Source organism: Rhodococcus sp. NPDC058639 (assembly GCF_042717545.1).
In the GTDB taxonomy this organism is placed as follows: domain Bacteria; phylum Actinomycetota; class Actinomycetes; order Mycobacteriales; family Mycobacteriaceae; genus Rhodococcus.
Map to the genome: position 1 here is coordinate 243,425 of NZ_JBHXRF010000005.1, position 15,464 is coordinate 258,888.

Consider the following 15,464-nt stretch of genomic DNA (forward strand, 5'->3'; position numbering starts at 1 on the left):
GTGACATGGTGCAGCGACAGACGACCGCGGAGCCCACCTCGCGGATCGCATTTCTGTCGTCCATAGGGAAGCGCCGGCGTGGTGATTCTGCGCCGCGGTCAGCTGGGACGGGCGTCGGGATGTTCGTGAACGAAGTTCAGATACGCCTTCGACGGCGTCGGGCCACGCTGCCCCTGATACTTGGATCCGACCTTTGCGCTGCCGTAGGGATTCTCGGCGGGGCTCGTCAAACGGAAGAGGCACAGCTGGCCGATCTTCATCCCGGGCCAGAGCGTGATCGGCAGGTTGGCGACGTTCGACAGTTCGAGGGTGATGTGACCGTCGAATCCGGGGTCGATGAAACCGGCCGTGGAGTGGGTGAGCAACCCGAGACGTCCGAGTGACGATTTGCCCTCGAGGCGGCCCGCGAGGTCGTCGGGCAGGGTGCAGCGTTCCATGGTGGACCCGAGCACGAACTCGCCGGGGTGCAGCACGAACGACTCTCCCTGCGGCACCTGCACGAGCGTCGTCAGCTCGTCCTGCTGCTTGGCGGGGTCGATGTGGGTGTAGCGGGTGTTGTTGAAGACGCGGAACAAGCTGTCGAGTTTGACGTCCACGCTCGACGGCTGCACGAGCTCCGGATCGTAGGGGTCGATACCGAGATGCCCGGATGCGACCTGGGCGCGGATGTCACGATCGGAGAGGAGCACGGGGTAAAGGTTAACAACCACCGAAGTTCGGCGATGAACACGTCGTCAGCTCTCCGCGTCCTGTCGCAGTTGGGCAGACATCGTGAGCAGCAGTTCGGTGCATTGCTCGACCACTTCGTCTGCGTCCAGCGGAACCGTGCCGTCGAGCCACGCGGTCATCGCCTGCGCGAGCCCACCGACGACGTAGTGCGCGGCCAGGTCGAGGCGGGGTGTGTGAGTGATCGAGTAGATGTTCTCGGCCTGGGCAGTGACGAGTCCGGCGAACATTCGCGTCGAATCCAGGCGGCGCTTCGCGAGCTGGGGATTTCCTTGGCTCACGGAGAACAGCATCCGCCCGAGCCGCGGGTCGTCGCCGATCTCGCGGACGATGTTCTCGACGCAGGCGCGGACGATCGTGCGGTCGTCGCCGGGCTGCGCACCGACGACCGCCGCAAGGGTGCTTTCCGCGATCCGTTGCACCGCGTAGTCGTACACGGCGCCGGTGAGCTCGTCGCGGTCCGCGAAATTCTCGTAGAAGTACCGCGATGCCAAGGCTGCGCGCTTGCAGACGCCGCGGACCGACAGAGCGGGCTCGCCGTCGGCGCCACCGAGGATGTCGAGCCCGGCTTCGATGAGCTGAGCCCTGCGATCGGCCTGCCGTTCCTCACCCGCGCGTCCGCCGTAGAGCCGTCCTGTTGCCATGCGCCTATCTTCTCAGACCTCTTTACGCCACGCGCATATCTGAGTACATTCGTGTTCAGTTGAACCGGCCGACAAGGAGCACGATGACGATCCTCGAGAAACCCGCAGGTCTGGACGACACCATGGACGGCCTCGGGCTCGCCGCGGGGGCAGCGAACATCATCATGCAACTCTCCTGGCCCCAGGTGGGTTACGGCGTCTTCGAAAGCCGCGTCGAATCCGGGCGGTTGTTCGACCACCCCATCAAGCGCACGCGCACCACCCTCACCTACCTTGCGGTCGCGGCACGAGGCACCGACGACGAGAAACGACTCTTCCGCGACGGCGTGAACAAGGCCCACGCACAGGTCCGGTCGACCGCCGCCAGCCCCGTGCAATACAACGCCTTCGACCACGAACTGCAACTGTGGGTCGCCGCGTGCATCTACCGCGGATTCGAAGATGTCCACCGTTCCCTCTACGGGCCGATCCCCGAGGACGCCGTCGACTACTTCTACCAGCGCGGCGCCGCCTTCGGGACCACGCTGCAGGTCCCCCCGTCGAAGTGGCCCAAGGACCGCGACGCCTTCGAGCAGTACTGGAAGGAGGGTCTCGAGAACGTCCGCATCGATCCCGTCGTGCGGGAGCACCTGCTGTCGATCGCGCGGATCGAATTCCTGCCGCAGCCGATCCCGTTCCTGTTCGGACGGCTGAACCTGTTCTTCACCGCGGGCTACCTGCCGCAGCGGTTCCGTGACGAGATGCTCATGGCGTGGACGCCCCGTGATCAACGGCGCTTCGACCGGCTCATGAAGGCGCTCGGCGCGGTGAACAAGCGACTGCCGGTGGCGCTGCGCGAACTGCCGTACCGCGTCCTTCTCGCCGATATGCGCCGGCGGATCCGGAAGGGACAGACCCTCGTGTAGGGGTGCAGCGACCGATCGGGGAGTCTGCTAAAGTTTGCTCCTAGCTCGAGCGGAGCCGGTGAAACCGGCAAAAGCCCAGCGTGCCGATGTAGTTCAATGGTAGAACATCAGCTTCCCAAGCTGAATACGCGGGTTCGATTCCCGTCATCGGCTCCAGCATCGAAGCAGAAGGGCGTTCCCATCCACGGAGCGCATTTGCTCATTCCAAAGACACCGCGATTACGCGGCGGGCAGACCTCGCGACGATGCGTACCTTGGCGTCCTAAGCGACCAGTCACCGCACCCAACAAGCACACCGAACCTGGCCACCGTTGACTCCGTATGACAGAGTCTCACGAACAGCGAGATTGGAGTCTCTGGGAGTGAGCGAGCCAATGCAGATCACAAGGCTGATCGATCGGGTTCTTCGCGGCGAGATACGAGTGCCCGGATTTCAGCGTGCCTTCGTATGGGAACCGAATAGGGCTGCACTACTGATGGACAGCATCTACAAAGGCTACCCATTCGGATCCATCCTTCTCTGGCGAACTCGGACCCAACTAAAGACCGAGAAGAACCTGGGCAGTTTCCAACTTCCCGAGCCGGAGGTGGATTACCCAATCGATTACGTGCTAGACGGCCAGCAGCGGATCACCTCAATTTTCTCAACCTTTCAGACAACACTAACAAGTGAGCCCGAAGATCCTGAGGTGTGGCTGCCGATCTATTACGACTTCGAAGCCAAGTCGGACGCTCAGGATTCACAGTTCCAGGCACTGTCACATGAGAATGTTGACCCTTCTCGCCACTTTCCGCTCTCAGCTTTTTTCGATCCTGTGGAATTTGCCAACAAGCAACGCGAACACGGTCTCACCAATGATCGACTGCGTGAAATTGTCGTCGTGCAGTCCAAGTTCGCCGGAACTCTAATCCCAGTCGAGACTTTCACGGAAGAGGACAGGACCAGCGTCGCAATCGTCTTCGAACGGGTGAATCGGCTAGGCGTCCAACTCGACACCTTCCAACTCCTTACTGCCTGGACTTGGAGCGAGGATTTTGACCTGCAGCAGAAGTTCGCTGACCTTTCGGAACGTTTCGAAGCATTTGGATTTGATGAAATCGGCACCGACAATGATTTGATGCTCAGGTGCGCTTCTACTGTCCTCCGCGAAGATCCCTCTCCGACCGCCCTTATCGACATAAATGGCGCCGAAGTGCGCGACAAGTTCGAAGTCATCGTGAAGTCCCTCGAACGCACGGTCGATTTCCTTCGGACTGAGCTTCAAGTGCGCCACCTCAAATTCCTTCCCTTTCCGGGACTCTTGATCCCGCTTTGTGCATACTTCTCAAGGAACCAGTCGACCGGAGTCAGCCGAGACCACAAGGCCATTCTCTTACGATGGTTCTGGCGAACAGCATTCACGCACCGCTACAGCGGAAACCCATCGATCAGAATCAAACAAGATGTCCGCAAGGCGATCGCCTTGCGCGAGGGCAGGCCTTCTGACCTAGATGACATCCCCAACGAAATTAGTCCGGAATTCTACACCCAAAACTCTTTCAATAACCGAACCGTCGCTACCAAGACGTTCATCCTCCAGTTGGCATCACACTCGCCCAGATCCTTCATCGGAGGCGGCACAATCCAGCTTGAGGATGTACTCGCGGAGCCTAATCGTCGCGAATACCACCACTGCTTCCCGAAGGCGTTTATTGCAAAGTCTCGCAAAGATCCCAAAAACAAGGTAGGAGCTATTGCAAATTTTGCGTTCCTGAATCGTTCGGAGAATCGAGAGATTTCAGATAAGGCGCCCTCGAACTACAAGAACCTCATGGGTGACAAGGTCGATGACATCTTGAGTTCACAGCTGATCCCGAAGACGCTCTTTAACGACGACTTCGACCTGTTTATCGAATCTCGCGCCAACTTGCTTGTGGGTGACGCGCTCAAGCTTATGGAGTAGATCCGATCTAGGTCTGCGTCCATGACTAACGGGAGACGACTAACCGTAACTGCACCGCCGGCGCGGTGTTCAGGGCAGCCACGGCAAATTGGGTGCACTTTCGGAGACCTCCAGGCCCCGACATCTCTAGCCCCCTGGATCTCTTCGTCCTTTTCGCTCCCGGATTCAGTCGTCGCCGACTCGGAGTGCCCCGAAGATGGATCAGAACTCGAACACCACACGTGCGGGCACGGTTCCGCTCAGCACATCGCTGATCGACTCGTTCACCGATTCCAGGGGACGCGTTTCGGAGATGACCTGAGTGCGCCCGGCAGCGTGCAGCGCGAAGACGTCGGCCAGGTCGTTGCGCGTGCCCACAATCGAACCGATGACGGACTTTCCGCCGAGCACCGTGTCGAAGATCGGTACCGGCAGTGACGCATCACCGGCCGGCAACGCGACGCAGACGAGGCGCCCGCCACGACGCAGCGAGGCGTATGCCTGCTGGAAGGACGCGGCCGAGGCCACCAGCGCAAGAGCAACATCCGCTCCACCGAGTCGGGCGATCGCCTCCACCGGGTCCTCGGCCTTGGCGTTCACAACGTGGTCTGCGCCGAGACGCCGCGCCATCTCGAGCTTGTCGTCGGAGACGTCCACAGCGATCACGAAGCCACCGGCGATTCGGGCGTACTGCACTGCCAGATGCCCGAGTCCGCCGATGCCGAAGACCGCGACGGTCTGCGCGGGACGCACCTGCGCCACCTGCACCGCTTTGTAGGTCGTCACACCGGCGCACGTCAGCGGACCGGCGTCCACCGAGGAAACGCCTTCGGGAACAGGCGTTGCGAATGCAGAAGGGAGAACGGCGTACTCACCAAAACTGCCGTTGACGGAGTACCCGGAATTACGCTGGTTCTCGCAGAGCGTCTCCCAGCCCGAGATGCAGTATCGGCAGGCGCCGCACGCATATCCCAGCCAAGCGATGGCAACCCGGTCCCCCACCGCGCGATCGGTCACCTCCGACCCGACCGCCTCGATACGACCGATGCCCTCGTGACCCGGCACGAACGGCGGCGACGGCTTGACCGGCCAATCACCGTGTGCGGCGTGGATATCGGTGTGGCAGAGACCGCTGACCTCCATCTTCACCAGCACGTCGGTGGGACCGGGGTCGGGCACGGGCAGGTCTTGGATCTCGAGTGGTGCTGTGAAGTCGGTGACGACTGCTGCTTTCATCGTGATTCTCCTGTTGTGGGCGGGCCCGCACGTCCACGAGCCGTTCGACACCGAGAGCCCCATGCTCCCCGAATCCGCAGAGCGTCCATCCTTCTCCCGGCGTCGTGTCCCCATCCTCGACCACGAGGTGCCGGGATATCAGGGTTCTCGGTCACGGATCGGTATGCATCATCCCCATAGCCATGTGCCGGCCGACTAGTGGTGGAACAGCACCGGCTGACCTTCGCGCGGAATCGGAGTCTCGAGCCGATCGAGGAAGTCGACCTCCGTCTTGATTTCGGCCAGAAGCGCGGTGGCGAGGTCGTGGCTCAAACCGTTGCGCACGACGATCCGCTGCACCGTGACGTCGGCCAGGTCGTCGGGCATGGGATACGCGGGTACGAGCCATCCCTTCATCCGCAACCTGTCCGACAGGTCGTAGAGGGTCCACTTGTCGGTGTAGCCCTTTTTCAGCATCCACGCGAACACCGGAATGTCGGAGCCGTCGTTCCACAGTTCGAATGCAGGGAGCTTTGCTATTTCCCGCGCAAGATACTGCGCGACTTCCAGCGACTCCTGTTGGACTCGCTTGTAACCGTCGGACCCCAGGCGTAGGAACATGTAGTACTGCAACAGCACCTGCGCGCCCGGCCGTGAGAAGTTCAGCGCAAAGGTCGGCATGCTGCCGCCGAGGTAACTGACGTAGAAGACGAGTTCGTCCGGTAGCGCCGCTTTGTCCCGCCAGACGACCCAGCCCACGCCCGGATAGACGAGACCGTACTTGTGGCCCGACGTGCTGATCGACGCCACCCGGTCGAGCCGGAAGTCCCACACCAGGTCCGGCTGACAGAACGGCGCGATCATCGCTCCGGACGCGCCGTCGATATGAATCGGGACATCGACGCCGGTGTCGGCGGCGATGCGGTCCAGGGCCGCACTGATCTCGGCAACAGGTTCGTACGCTCCGGTATACGTCACGCCCATGATCGCAACGACACCGATGGTGTTCTCGTCCACATACTTGTCGAGTTCGTGCCCGTCGAGGGTTCTGTGCTCCAAGGTGATGGGTACATACCGTGCTTCGACTTCGAAATAGTTGCAGAACTTCTCCCAGCACACCTGAACAGCGCTCGAAAGCACGAGGTTCGGCGCCTCGGTGGACTTTCCTTCGGAGCGCCGGCGCTTCTGCCACCTTCGTTTGAGTGCCAATCCGCCGAGCATGCACGCCTCGGAGGAACCGATCGTGGACGTTCCGATGGCGTTGTCGGGATCGTTGGCGTTCCACAAATCGGCAAGCATTGTCCAGCAACGTGTTTCGATAGCCGCGGTTTGCGGATACTCGTCCTTGTCGATCATGTTCTTGTCGGCGGACTCGGTATAGAGACGAACGGCAAAGTCGTCCATCCACGTGCCGACGAATGTGGCCAGATTCAGCCGCGCGTTGCCGTCCAGCATCGCCTCGTCGTGCACAATCTGGTAGGCGGTCTCGGGGTACGACTCCGACTGCGGCATCCGGTTTTTCGGGAGGTCGGTGGCCTCCCCCGGTCGCTCGAAGACCGGATTGAGCGAAAGCGAGTCGCTGGTGCCGACACCGCGTCCACGGAACTCGGTGGGATCGATCGGTTCAGACATTATTCTCCCTCGGAAAGCGAATCGGACCATAGTCGTGTGTAGACGGCGGATTCGACGTATGCGTCATGATCTGCTCGCATTGCCGGTCCCCGAGCCGGTGGGGCGAGGACCGTCCGGGCCCTCCTTGGTGTAGTCCGTCTGATCAGCCACATCTTCACCTGCGGTGAGCATTACGTGCTCGCCGCGTGCAATCGGCGGGACGAACTTGTTCACCTCGCCGTACCGTTGCCGAATCGGTTCGACAAGGCGCGGGTGGGACCTCTTGTCGTGGAGCGCGTAGATGATGAACGGAATGAGGACCGCGACGATGAATGCGCAGACCAAGATTCCCGTGTATTCCGTATCGTATCTCTTCGCCAAGGTCGAGGGCGTCACAAAGCTGATCGCCAGCGCAAATCCCGACACGATGAACCCGACCACTGCGACGAACAGTTTGACCACAGTTCCGCCCGGAATCTCGTACGCGCGTTCCAGATTCTTCTTCCTCAACACCAGGACCATGTACGCGATGAAGAACAGGAGATAGCCGACGAGATAGATCACCGTGGTCAGGGCGATGGCGGTGAAGAAGCTGACGTTGCCTGCACCGCCGCCGAAGGTGAGCAGAGCGGCCCAACCCGTGACGATCACACCCTGCACGACGATGAAATTGACCGGGACGTCTGCACGGTTCACTTTGCGCATGGACCTGGGCAGGATCCCTTTCTGGGCAGTCACATACATACCCCGGGCCGGGCCGACGACCCAGGCGCTCACTTCGGCCATGACGCCGACCGCGAGCATCACCGCAAGCACCTTCGCCAGCCAGACAAGACTATGACTGAAATGCTCGAGTAGCCCGGCGAACGTCTGGACCACGCCGGCGCTGAGCGAGAGTTCACTCTCCGGGACGACTGCCGCCACCGACAGGCCGCCCACGGTGTTGAGGACTACTGCCGCGATCACGAGCATCAGCATGGCCAACGGGTAATCCCGTTTGGGATTCACCATTTCGTTGGCATGACTGGCGCTGGCCTCGACACCCATGTACGCCAGGATGAACGACACGAACACGACCAACGTGGAGAGTTCACTGAAGTCGGGCACCAGCGCGGCGGCACTGATCTCGACATTCGACTGTCCACCGGTGGCGAGATACGCGATCGCCAAGACGATCAGGACTATTCCGGGGATGATCACGCCGCCCACAAAACCTGTTTTCGCAATACGGGCGGTGTATTTGGTGCCACCGAGTTGACTGAACGTGAGTAGCCAGAAGATCACCAGCACCCCGGCGAACTTCATCCACGGAACCTCGTCGAGTTGATCCCAGTTGAAGACGTAGCCCAGGGCACCGAGGATGAAATAGATCATCGTGACGAATCCGACGGTTATCTGCAGCCATTGGAAGAAGATGGCCGCGAACCCGAATCGTTCGCCCAGAGTCGACCCGACCCATTTGAAGATGCCGCCCTCTTCCCATCCCTTGACCGTTGCCATTTCGGCAGCACACAGAGCCACCGGGATGAACCAGCAGAAGCCGCCGAGAACAAGGAAGAAGACCAGGCTCAGACCGGAAGTCGCGAACGTCGGATACTCGTAGACGGTCATGACCATCGAAGCAGTGATCGCAAAGAACCCGAAGAGGGTCAGTGTCTTCGGCGGAGCCTTCGGAGCAGCCATACCCGTTCCTTATTCACTAGGTATCGGTGCAACAACACTGTCGCCCGGCGCTTTACTGCGGCACGCAAAGCGTATCGCAGTCCGAAAGCAGGAATCATGAAAGCGACGATTCTGAGATGCCGAACCGGACCGAACCGGCAAATAGCTCAAGCACATTCGCATTCCATGCAATATGCGCGCGTCATCAAAGAACTCTCTCGACGCACCTGTCGCGGCCCACCCGCCAGGAACCGACCCACGGGCAGGCAGGCCACGGTTCGCAGCTACCAGCGGTAGTCCAGGAACTTTCCGTCGAAGGTGACAACCACCCGGTCCCCGTCCGGATCCGGTCGCCGGGTGATATCGACGGTGAAGTTGATCGCGCTCATGATGCCGTCACCGAACTCTTCGTGGATGAGCGCTTTGAGCGCCGGGCCGTACACCGAGAGCGCTTCGGAGAAACGGTAGATCGTCGGGTCGCGCATGACCTCGGGTGAAGAACCGCGGTGAGGTTGCAGTGCAAGGCTTTCAGCGACCTCCTCGCCCAGTCCGAGTCGCTCACATACGCTGTTCGCCTGGTCTGCACTGAGCGGGTGCTGTCCGAGGAGGGCGGCAGTCGTCCACACCAGCGGGGTGCCGAGATGGTCGGCGAGGTCCGCCCACGTGAGTCCCCGGCGGATTCTGGCCGCGTCGACAATTGCGGCGGCGTCGGCCTTCGGAAGAATGGGGTTCATGGATAATCCCTGTCGATGTCGTTGTCGGGCAGCGAACACTCGTTCGCTGCGTGGGGACGGACGCCTGCTCACGCCGGCGTGAGTTCCGATTCCGTCGTCTCCGCGTCGGTTCCCGCTCCTCGCTTCGGTGCGGTGCGCATATGAGTCACGTAGATCACGGCGCCGACGAAAACGATTCCTCCGACCAGATTTCCGATCACCGTGGGAATTTCGTTCCACAGGAGGTAATCGCCCAACGAGAATTCGCCGCCGAGCAGCAATCCGGACGGGAACAGGAACATGTTGACCACCGAGTGCTCGAAGCCCATGTAGAAGAACAGCATGATCGGCATCCACATGACCAGGACCTTGCCGGGAACACTCTTGGACATCAGCGCGGCAACGACAGCGGTGGACACCATCCAGTTGCACAGCACGCCGCGCAGGAACAGGGTCACCATGCCTGCGGCGCCGTGCTCGGCGTAACCGACGGTGCGCGCTTCGCCGATATGCATGAGTTGCTGGGCCACGTCGTTCGGTGGAATGGAATACCCGTAGGTCAGGATGTAGGTGATCATCACGGCGACCGTGAGCGCGCCCGCGAAGTTACCGAGGAATACGAGACCCCAGTTGCGGAGGACCGCACCTACCGTCACGCCGGGACGCTTGTCGATGTAGGCGACCGGAGCAAGCGTGAATACCCCGGTGAGCAGGTCGAATCCGAGCAGATACAGCATGCAGAAGCCGACCGGGAAGAGAACCGCGCCGAGCAGTGCGTTGCCGGTCTGCACGGTGACCGTGACAGCGAAGGCGGCCGCGAGCGCGAGAATCGCACCGCCCATGTAGGAACGGATGAGCGTGTCCCGAGTGGACATGAGGACCTTGCTCTGGCCGGCGTCGACCATCGAGCGAGCGAGTTCGGCGGGGGGAACGTAGGACACATCAACCTCCTGGTCGGACAGTGCCGGGCCAGCGTGTCGGCAGTGTGTGTCCGGCATGGTGCCGATCGGAGAAACGCGGCGTTACGTTTTCCTCGCACGGGTGTCCGGCACAGCGTGAGCCCGTGCGCCCGTGCGTGTCTGCTAGCGCGGTAGGCCGGGACTACGGCCGGGTGTCGCGGGGGCGCTGTATTCGCGGTGAGGAACGAATTCGAAGGTCAGCATCGCGAATGCTGCCGGCAGGAGGTACCGCAGTTTGAACAGGACGAACCGCCGGTCCGCTCCGGCGTGGAACTTGTCCAGATACCGATACAGCGACTCGAGTGCGATGACCGAGTCTCCGAGGCGGAGCACCATGCGCACTGCGGCCCGCCACCGGCCCGTGCCGTTCGGGCCGAGCAGATCCGGGAACGGGGCAAATGCCAGCGACACCGACGTTCCGCCGGCGCTGCGGACGTGGTTGATGACCTCGACGGCCATCCGCTCGTCTGTGCCGTTCGGTGCCCGGGGGCTGCGCCACGGTACATCCAGGCTCCATTCCTCACCGTGATGCGCAAGACCGTATCGCTGGAACCCGACGGGAATCATGTCCCGGTCGCGTGCGATGACGATCATCATGTCCGGGTACGTCCCGTCGAGAAGATGGTCGAGGATCATGGAAAAGCCCCGGCGCTGGTGGCCGGAGCGAGCGTGGGACACGATCTCGAGCAGTTGACTGCGCACTTCCGGGGAGAGGTCTCTCTCCGCGACGATCTCGGTGGTGACTCCCGCGTTCTGGCTGCGGTGTACCGCCTGGCGCAAATTGCGGAAACGTCGGCCGACGAGAGAGAAGTCCCCGACATCGACGACGACGTCGCACCCGATACACACCGACCTCAAGCGTGGGCGACCCCGACCGCCCGACCGCCACAACCGAGTGGTGTTCTCACTGGCTCCGAGAACAGCCACCCGCCACCCTCGGTCGGCAGCGAAGCGCGAGAAATCCGACAGCAGGTCGTCGAACGCCGGCGAGTGGCCCACCGGGTCTCCCGACACCACCGCGATTCCGGCGCGGGTGCGATACCCGATCGCGGCGGTGCGACCGGAATTGTAGAAGTACGACTTGGTCGAATTCAGCGCGAACGGCGCCAAAGGGTCGCCGCTGGACTCCCGCACGAGCGAGGCGATCCGGCCCTCCTCCTCCGGTTCCGGCCTGCTCGCTACGGGGAGCACCAGCACGGGCCCCGACACCGCGATAGCGACGAACGCGACATGACTTTGCCCCCAGGCATAGGCGAGACCGGCCACCAGCAGACACAGCAAGGCCGCTGCCGCGTGCATACGGGTCACGGGTCGGCGCAGCCAGACCCCGCGTGCGACGAACGCGATCGCCGCAGCGAGGGCGATGATCAGAACTGTGCCCCTACCCGTCCGATACGCCGAGATCTCGACCAGGATCATCGCAAGCAGGTACAGACGGAGTCCCACACGCTGCACGCCGGGTGCCGCAGAGGAAGCGGCGGATTGCAGGGTCGTCATGAGTGTCTCTCGATTCGTCGCAACATCGGGCGCCCCTACGACCGTATGCCCGATGAATCCCCCACTCCGCGGTTTCGGATGAAGAGCGAGCGCTCGACGGAGCCGACACGGCGTATTCGGCGCGACGCCGGGGGTCGTGGGCGCTCAGGACCGACAGCGGCCCGCTCGAACCGGATCCGGTTCGGGCGGGGGCACACGGTCTCTCGGTGGTTCAGGCAGCGATCAGATCGTCGATCTGGCCGATCGCCGACGAGGAGCCTTCGACGATTCCCATGTCCACAACCTTCTCGAGTGCTTCCGCCGACTCGTAAGTGCTCACGTATGTCGCCCGGGTACCTCCGTCGTGCGCGGTGAAGGTGTATACGTTCACCGACACCGGCAGGTTGGGATCGGGATTGAAATCCTGGTCGGCGAAACCGTCGGAAAAGGAGAAACTCCTCGGTTCGTCAACCGCGGTGACCTCCCAGTATCCGGGGTACTTCTCCCCTTCCGGACCGGACATGAAGTAGGTGATGTGTCGCCCGGCCGAAAGGTCGTGGTCCACGAATGTCGCGGGGTATTCCGGAGGCCCCCAGACCTTTTCCAGCTGGCGCGGATCTGCGTAGATCTGCCAGACGCGCTCCACCGGCGCGGCGAAGTCTGCGGTGATCGTGAGGCTCAGGTTCTCGGTATCCTTGCGAATGTCTGTCACAGGCATGACTCATTCCTCCTGGGTCGAGTCGGACGCGATCAGTTCGTCGATGCGCGCGATACGGCCACGCCAGATCTGTTCCAGCTCGGTGAGCATCGACGCCACCGACCGCACCGCTTCCACGTCGCCTCGGGCAAGCTGCTCCCGGCCGCTGCGACGCTTGGTCAGCAGACCGGCTCTTTCCAGCACGGCGACGTGCTTCTGGACCGCGGCGAAACTCATGTCGTACTGCGCCGCGAGTGCGGAGACCGAGCGCTCTCCTGCCAACACCCGGCGCATGATGTCGCGGCGGGTGCGGTCTGCGAGCGCGTGGAACAGGGCGTCGGCCCGGTCCTCGTCGTCTCCGTTCACGACTCTAAACGTACAACCATATGGTTGTAGGTGCAATGGTTCGGCACGCTCTTTTTCCGGACGCCCCAGCAGGTTCATATGTTGCGGCAGAGAGGGATACAGGAACTCGAGGGTCGCAGCCGAACGGCGGGGTTAGTGTGGACCTGACGACGCGCACTGCGCGGGGGCGCAACCGGCGTCTCGATGCGCACCTCACGGCACACCGAGCCGTCGACCGGGCAGGGGCATCAGATGGACCAGTTCGATCACGACAGCCTCGGCCGCGCCATGGCTCAGTTCGCCCGTACGCTCGACGCCCAGGGTGCCGACCTGGACAGCACGCTGAGGCACATCACCACAGCCGCGGTGGGTCTGATCCCTGGTGCTGAATGCGCCGACATCCTCACCGTCACCGGCCGCAACAAATTCGAATCGCATGCGGCAACCTCACACACCCCTTCTCGGATCGATTCGCTCCAGGCGAGACTCGGGGAGGGACCGTGCATCGACGCGGCGGAAGACGTAATCGTCACCCGCAGCAACGATCTATCGACGGAGTCGCGGTGGCCGAAGTTCTCTCCCCTGGCAGTCGAGGCCGGAGTACTGAGCGTGCTGTCGTTCCAGCTCTACACCGGTGACGATCAGGTTGGGGCGTTGAATCTCTTTGCAGGACAGCCACACGTCTTCGATGCCGAATCGTTGCACCTGGGAGAAGTACTGGCTGCGCATGCTGCCATCGCGCTCGTGGCGGCACGAAGGCAACTACAACTGCAATCCGCGGTCGCGTCGAGGGATCTGATCGGCCAGGCCAAAGGCATGATCATGGAGCGTTATTCCGTCGACGCCGAGCGCGCGTTCGAAATGATGGTCGCCTTGTCGCAGGAGTCCAACACGCCGGTGGCCCGGATCGCCGGTCGGATCGTCGAACTCGGTCCCGAGGGACGTTGATCGACGGCCCGCGCCGGCGCTCCGGAAACGAAGGCGCTCAGATCAATCGCCGAAACGTGCGACCAGGCGTCCGGAAACCTCGTTCCGACGCAGCCGTTCCAGGCCCGCCCCGATCTCCTCGAACGCGATGTCCGTGTAGGCCGGTTCGATTTCACGATCGAGCAGCAGGCCGAACACCTCTTCGATGTCCTGAACCGTGCCTCCCAGCGAACCGACGAGGGTCTTGCCGAGAATCGACGAGGACTGGATGGTGAAGGTCGGGAGCCCCAGACCGACCTGAACGACCGTTCCGGTCCCTCGCTTGACAGCGTCGACAGCTTTCTGCGTAGTGTCGAAGCCCGCGTAGTCGACCACGAGATCGAAACCCTGGCCGGCCCATTCGGATGCGTCGCGCACGACATCGACGACGCCTGCCGCCCGGGCCAGATCCCACACGGATTCCTTCGTTTCGGCGACATGCACCTCGGCACCCGCGAGTACCGCAGCGCGAGTACCGATCTGGCCCAGTCCCCCGTACCCGATGACACCGACCTTCATCCCGGTAGTGGCATGGCCGACCTTGATCATCGCGTGATAGGACGTCATCCCCGCATCGGTCGCAAGGGCCGCCAGCGACAGGTCGAGTCCCTCCGGCACACGAGCAAGATCACGGGCATCGGCGACGAGCTTGTCGGCGAATCCACCGGGCGTGAACATTCCGAGCGGCGGGCGCACTCCGGACGAACAGACGCCCACGACGTCACCGGCCTTCCAGCCCTCGACCCCGTCACCGACGGCGCTGATGACCCCGGCATTCTCGTGCCCCTGGGTCATCGGCAGGAACGGCATCGTCCCTTCCCCGATTTCCATGTACATGATGTCGCTATGGCACAAGCCCGCAGCCTTGACGTCGATGACGACCTCTCCGGGACCCGGCGTCGGCTCCGGCACCTCGTTCAATGCGATCGGTTTACCGGATCCTTCGAACTGCCACGCCCTCATTACTGCACCCTTCCGTTGGATCGAGCCGAAGCTGTACGCCCGGCTCCTTTCCACCGTAGACATCCGCTCGCTGAAGCAGTGACGTTCGCCGTGATGGCAGAGTGGACTTCGAAGGTTTCATCTATGAAAGGCAACGATGGCGTTCTGGGATCAACTCAAAGCCAAGACCACCGAACTGAGCAGTCAGCTCAAGACCAAAAGCGATCAGTTCCGGAACAAGGAATTCGCGAACGCGAGCATGGCCATGTGCGCGCTGATCGCGGCTGCCGACGGCAGCATCGATCCGAGCGAGCGGCAGAAGACCGCCGCGCTCATCATGAGCAACGACGTCCTGTCGGTCTTCCCGCCGGCCGAACTCCGGGAGAAGTTCGACTGGTACTGCAGCAAGCTCGAGTCCGACTTCGACTTCGGGAAGGTGGAGGCCACGGCCACCATCGCGAAGCTCAAGGCAAAGCAAGATCAAGCGCGTGCTGTGATCCAGATCGGAATCATCATCGGCGGTGCCGACGGATTCTTCGACGATCACGAGAAGGCCGCGGTCCGGGGCGCCGCACATGCGGTCGGCATCAACCCGGCAGAATTCGACCTCTGACCCCAGTACACCTGCGGATCCGCGGCCCTTCGATCCGGGCGCGTGCATAAAAAGAACGCTCGACCGGG

The 15,464-nt window shown here is 62.2% G+C and carries 15 protein-coding genes and 1 tRNA gene; 5 read left to right on the forward strand and 11 right to left on the reverse strand.

Features of this window, described 5'->3' with window-relative positions; genetic code table 11:
* Positions 1–98: 98 nt before the first annotated feature.
* Positions 99–689: a dCTP deaminase gene (gene dcd / locus ACFWU2_RS11885; protein WP_169618873.1), complete on the reverse strand. Its 591-nt coding sequence runs from the start codon at positions 687–689 to the stop codon at positions 99–101.
* Between the two features lie 45 nt (positions 690–734).
* A complete protein-coding gene (locus tag ACFWU2_RS11890; RefSeq protein WP_378605766.1) occupies positions 735–1,370 on the reverse strand; it encodes a TetR/AcrR family transcriptional regulator in 636 nt (211 codons plus the stop codon).
* An 83-nt stretch (positions 1,371–1,453) separates the two neighbouring features.
* Between ACFWU2_RS11890 and ACFWU2_RS11895 the strand changes: the two genes are divergently transcribed.
* The 3 genes from ACFWU2_RS11895 (at position 1,454) to ACFWU2_RS11905 (ending at position 4,218) form a co-directional block, all read left to right on the forward strand.
* Positions 1,454–2,275, forward strand: coding sequence for an oxygenase MpaB family protein (locus ACFWU2_RS11895; protein ID WP_378605769.1), 822 nt, complete (start codon positions 1,454–1,456; stop codon positions 2,273–2,275).
* 82 nt (positions 2,276–2,357) lie between these two features.
* A tRNA-Gly gene (locus ACFWU2_RS11900) sits at positions 2,358–2,431 on the forward strand.
* A gap of 206 nt (positions 2,432–2,637) precedes the next feature.
* On the forward strand, positions 2,638–4,218 hold the full coding sequence (locus ACFWU2_RS11905; protein WP_378605772.1) for a DUF262 domain-containing protein: 1,581 nt from the start codon (positions 2,638–2,640) through the stop codon (positions 4,216–4,218).
* 201 nt (positions 4,219–4,419) lie between these two features.
* On the opposite strand, the gene ACFWU2_RS11910 is transcribed toward ACFWU2_RS11905, so the two are convergent.
* The 8 genes from ACFWU2_RS11910 to ACFWU2_RS11945 form a co-directional block, all read right to left on the reverse strand.
* Positions 4,420–5,433 (reverse strand): zinc-dependent alcohol dehydrogenase, encoded by a 1,014-nt coding sequence (locus tag ACFWU2_RS11910; protein ID WP_378605775.1) that lies wholly within the window; start codon positions 5,431–5,433, stop codon positions 4,420–4,422.
* 195 nt (positions 5,434–5,628) lie between these two features.
* Positions 5,629–7,044, reverse strand: coding sequence for a glutamate decarboxylase (locus tag ACFWU2_RS11915; RefSeq protein WP_378605778.1), 1,416 nt, complete (start codon positions 7,042–7,044; stop codon positions 5,629–5,631).
* A gap of 63 nt (positions 7,045–7,107) precedes the next feature.
* The gene (gene gadC / locus ACFWU2_RS11920) at positions 7,108–8,706 is read right to left on the reverse strand and encodes a glutamate:gamma-aminobutyrate antiporter (protein WP_378605781.1); all 1,599 of its coding nucleotides are present in this window, start codon (positions 8,704–8,706) and stop codon (positions 7,108–7,110) included.
* A 263-nt stretch (positions 8,707–8,969) separates the two neighbouring features.
* On the reverse strand, positions 8,970–9,419 hold the full coding sequence (gene cynS / locus ACFWU2_RS11925; protein WP_378605784.1) for a cyanase: 450 nt from the start codon (positions 9,417–9,419) through the stop codon (positions 8,970–8,972).
* 68 nt (positions 9,420–9,487) lie between these two features.
* Positions 9,488–10,339 (reverse strand): formate/nitrite transporter family protein, encoded by an 852-nt coding sequence (locus ACFWU2_RS11930; RefSeq protein WP_378605787.1) that lies wholly within the window; start codon positions 10,337–10,339, stop codon positions 9,488–9,490.
* Positions 10,340–10,480: 141 nt separating this feature from the next.
* On the reverse strand, positions 10,481–11,854 hold the full coding sequence (locus tag ACFWU2_RS11935) for a bifunctional lysylphosphatidylglycerol flippase/synthetase MprF (RefSeq protein WP_378605790.1): 1,374 nt from the start codon (positions 11,852–11,854) through the stop codon (positions 10,481–10,483).
* 211 nt (positions 11,855–12,065) lie between these two features.
* Positions 12,066–12,551 carry an SRPBCC domain-containing protein gene (locus tag ACFWU2_RS11940; protein ID WP_378605793.1) on the reverse strand — a complete coding sequence of 162 codons (486 nt, stop codon included), beginning with the start codon at positions 12,549–12,551 and terminating at the stop codon, positions 12,066–12,068.
* Between the two features lie 3 nt (positions 12,552–12,554).
* Positions 12,555–12,896 (reverse strand): ArsR/SmtB family transcription factor, encoded by a 342-nt coding sequence (locus tag ACFWU2_RS11945; RefSeq protein ID WP_378605796.1) that lies wholly within the window; start codon positions 12,894–12,896, stop codon positions 12,555–12,557.
* Positions 12,897–13,127: 231 nt separating this feature from the next.
* Here ACFWU2_RS11945 and ACFWU2_RS11950 point away from each other — a divergent pair, with 231 nt between their 5' ends.
* Entirely contained in the window at positions 13,128–13,823 is a 696-nt protein-coding gene (locus tag ACFWU2_RS11950; protein ID WP_378605799.1) for a GAF and ANTAR domain-containing protein, read from the forward strand.
* 42 nt (positions 13,824–13,865) lie between these two features.
* Here ACFWU2_RS11950 and ACFWU2_RS11955 read toward each other — a convergent pair whose 3' ends face one another.
* Positions 13,866–14,804, reverse strand: a complete 939-nt coding sequence (locus ACFWU2_RS11955; protein ID WP_378605802.1) for a zinc-binding dehydrogenase — start codon at positions 14,802–14,804, stop codon at positions 13,866–13,868.
* Between the two features lie 136 nt (positions 14,805–14,940).
* Here ACFWU2_RS11955 and ACFWU2_RS11960 point away from each other — a divergent pair, with 136 nt between their 5' ends.
* Positions 14,941–15,396: a tellurite resistance TerB family protein gene (locus ACFWU2_RS11960; RefSeq protein ID WP_378605805.1), complete on the forward strand. Its 456-nt coding sequence runs from the start codon at positions 14,941–14,943 to the stop codon at positions 15,394–15,396.
* Positions 15,397–15,464: the final 68 nt, after the last annotated feature.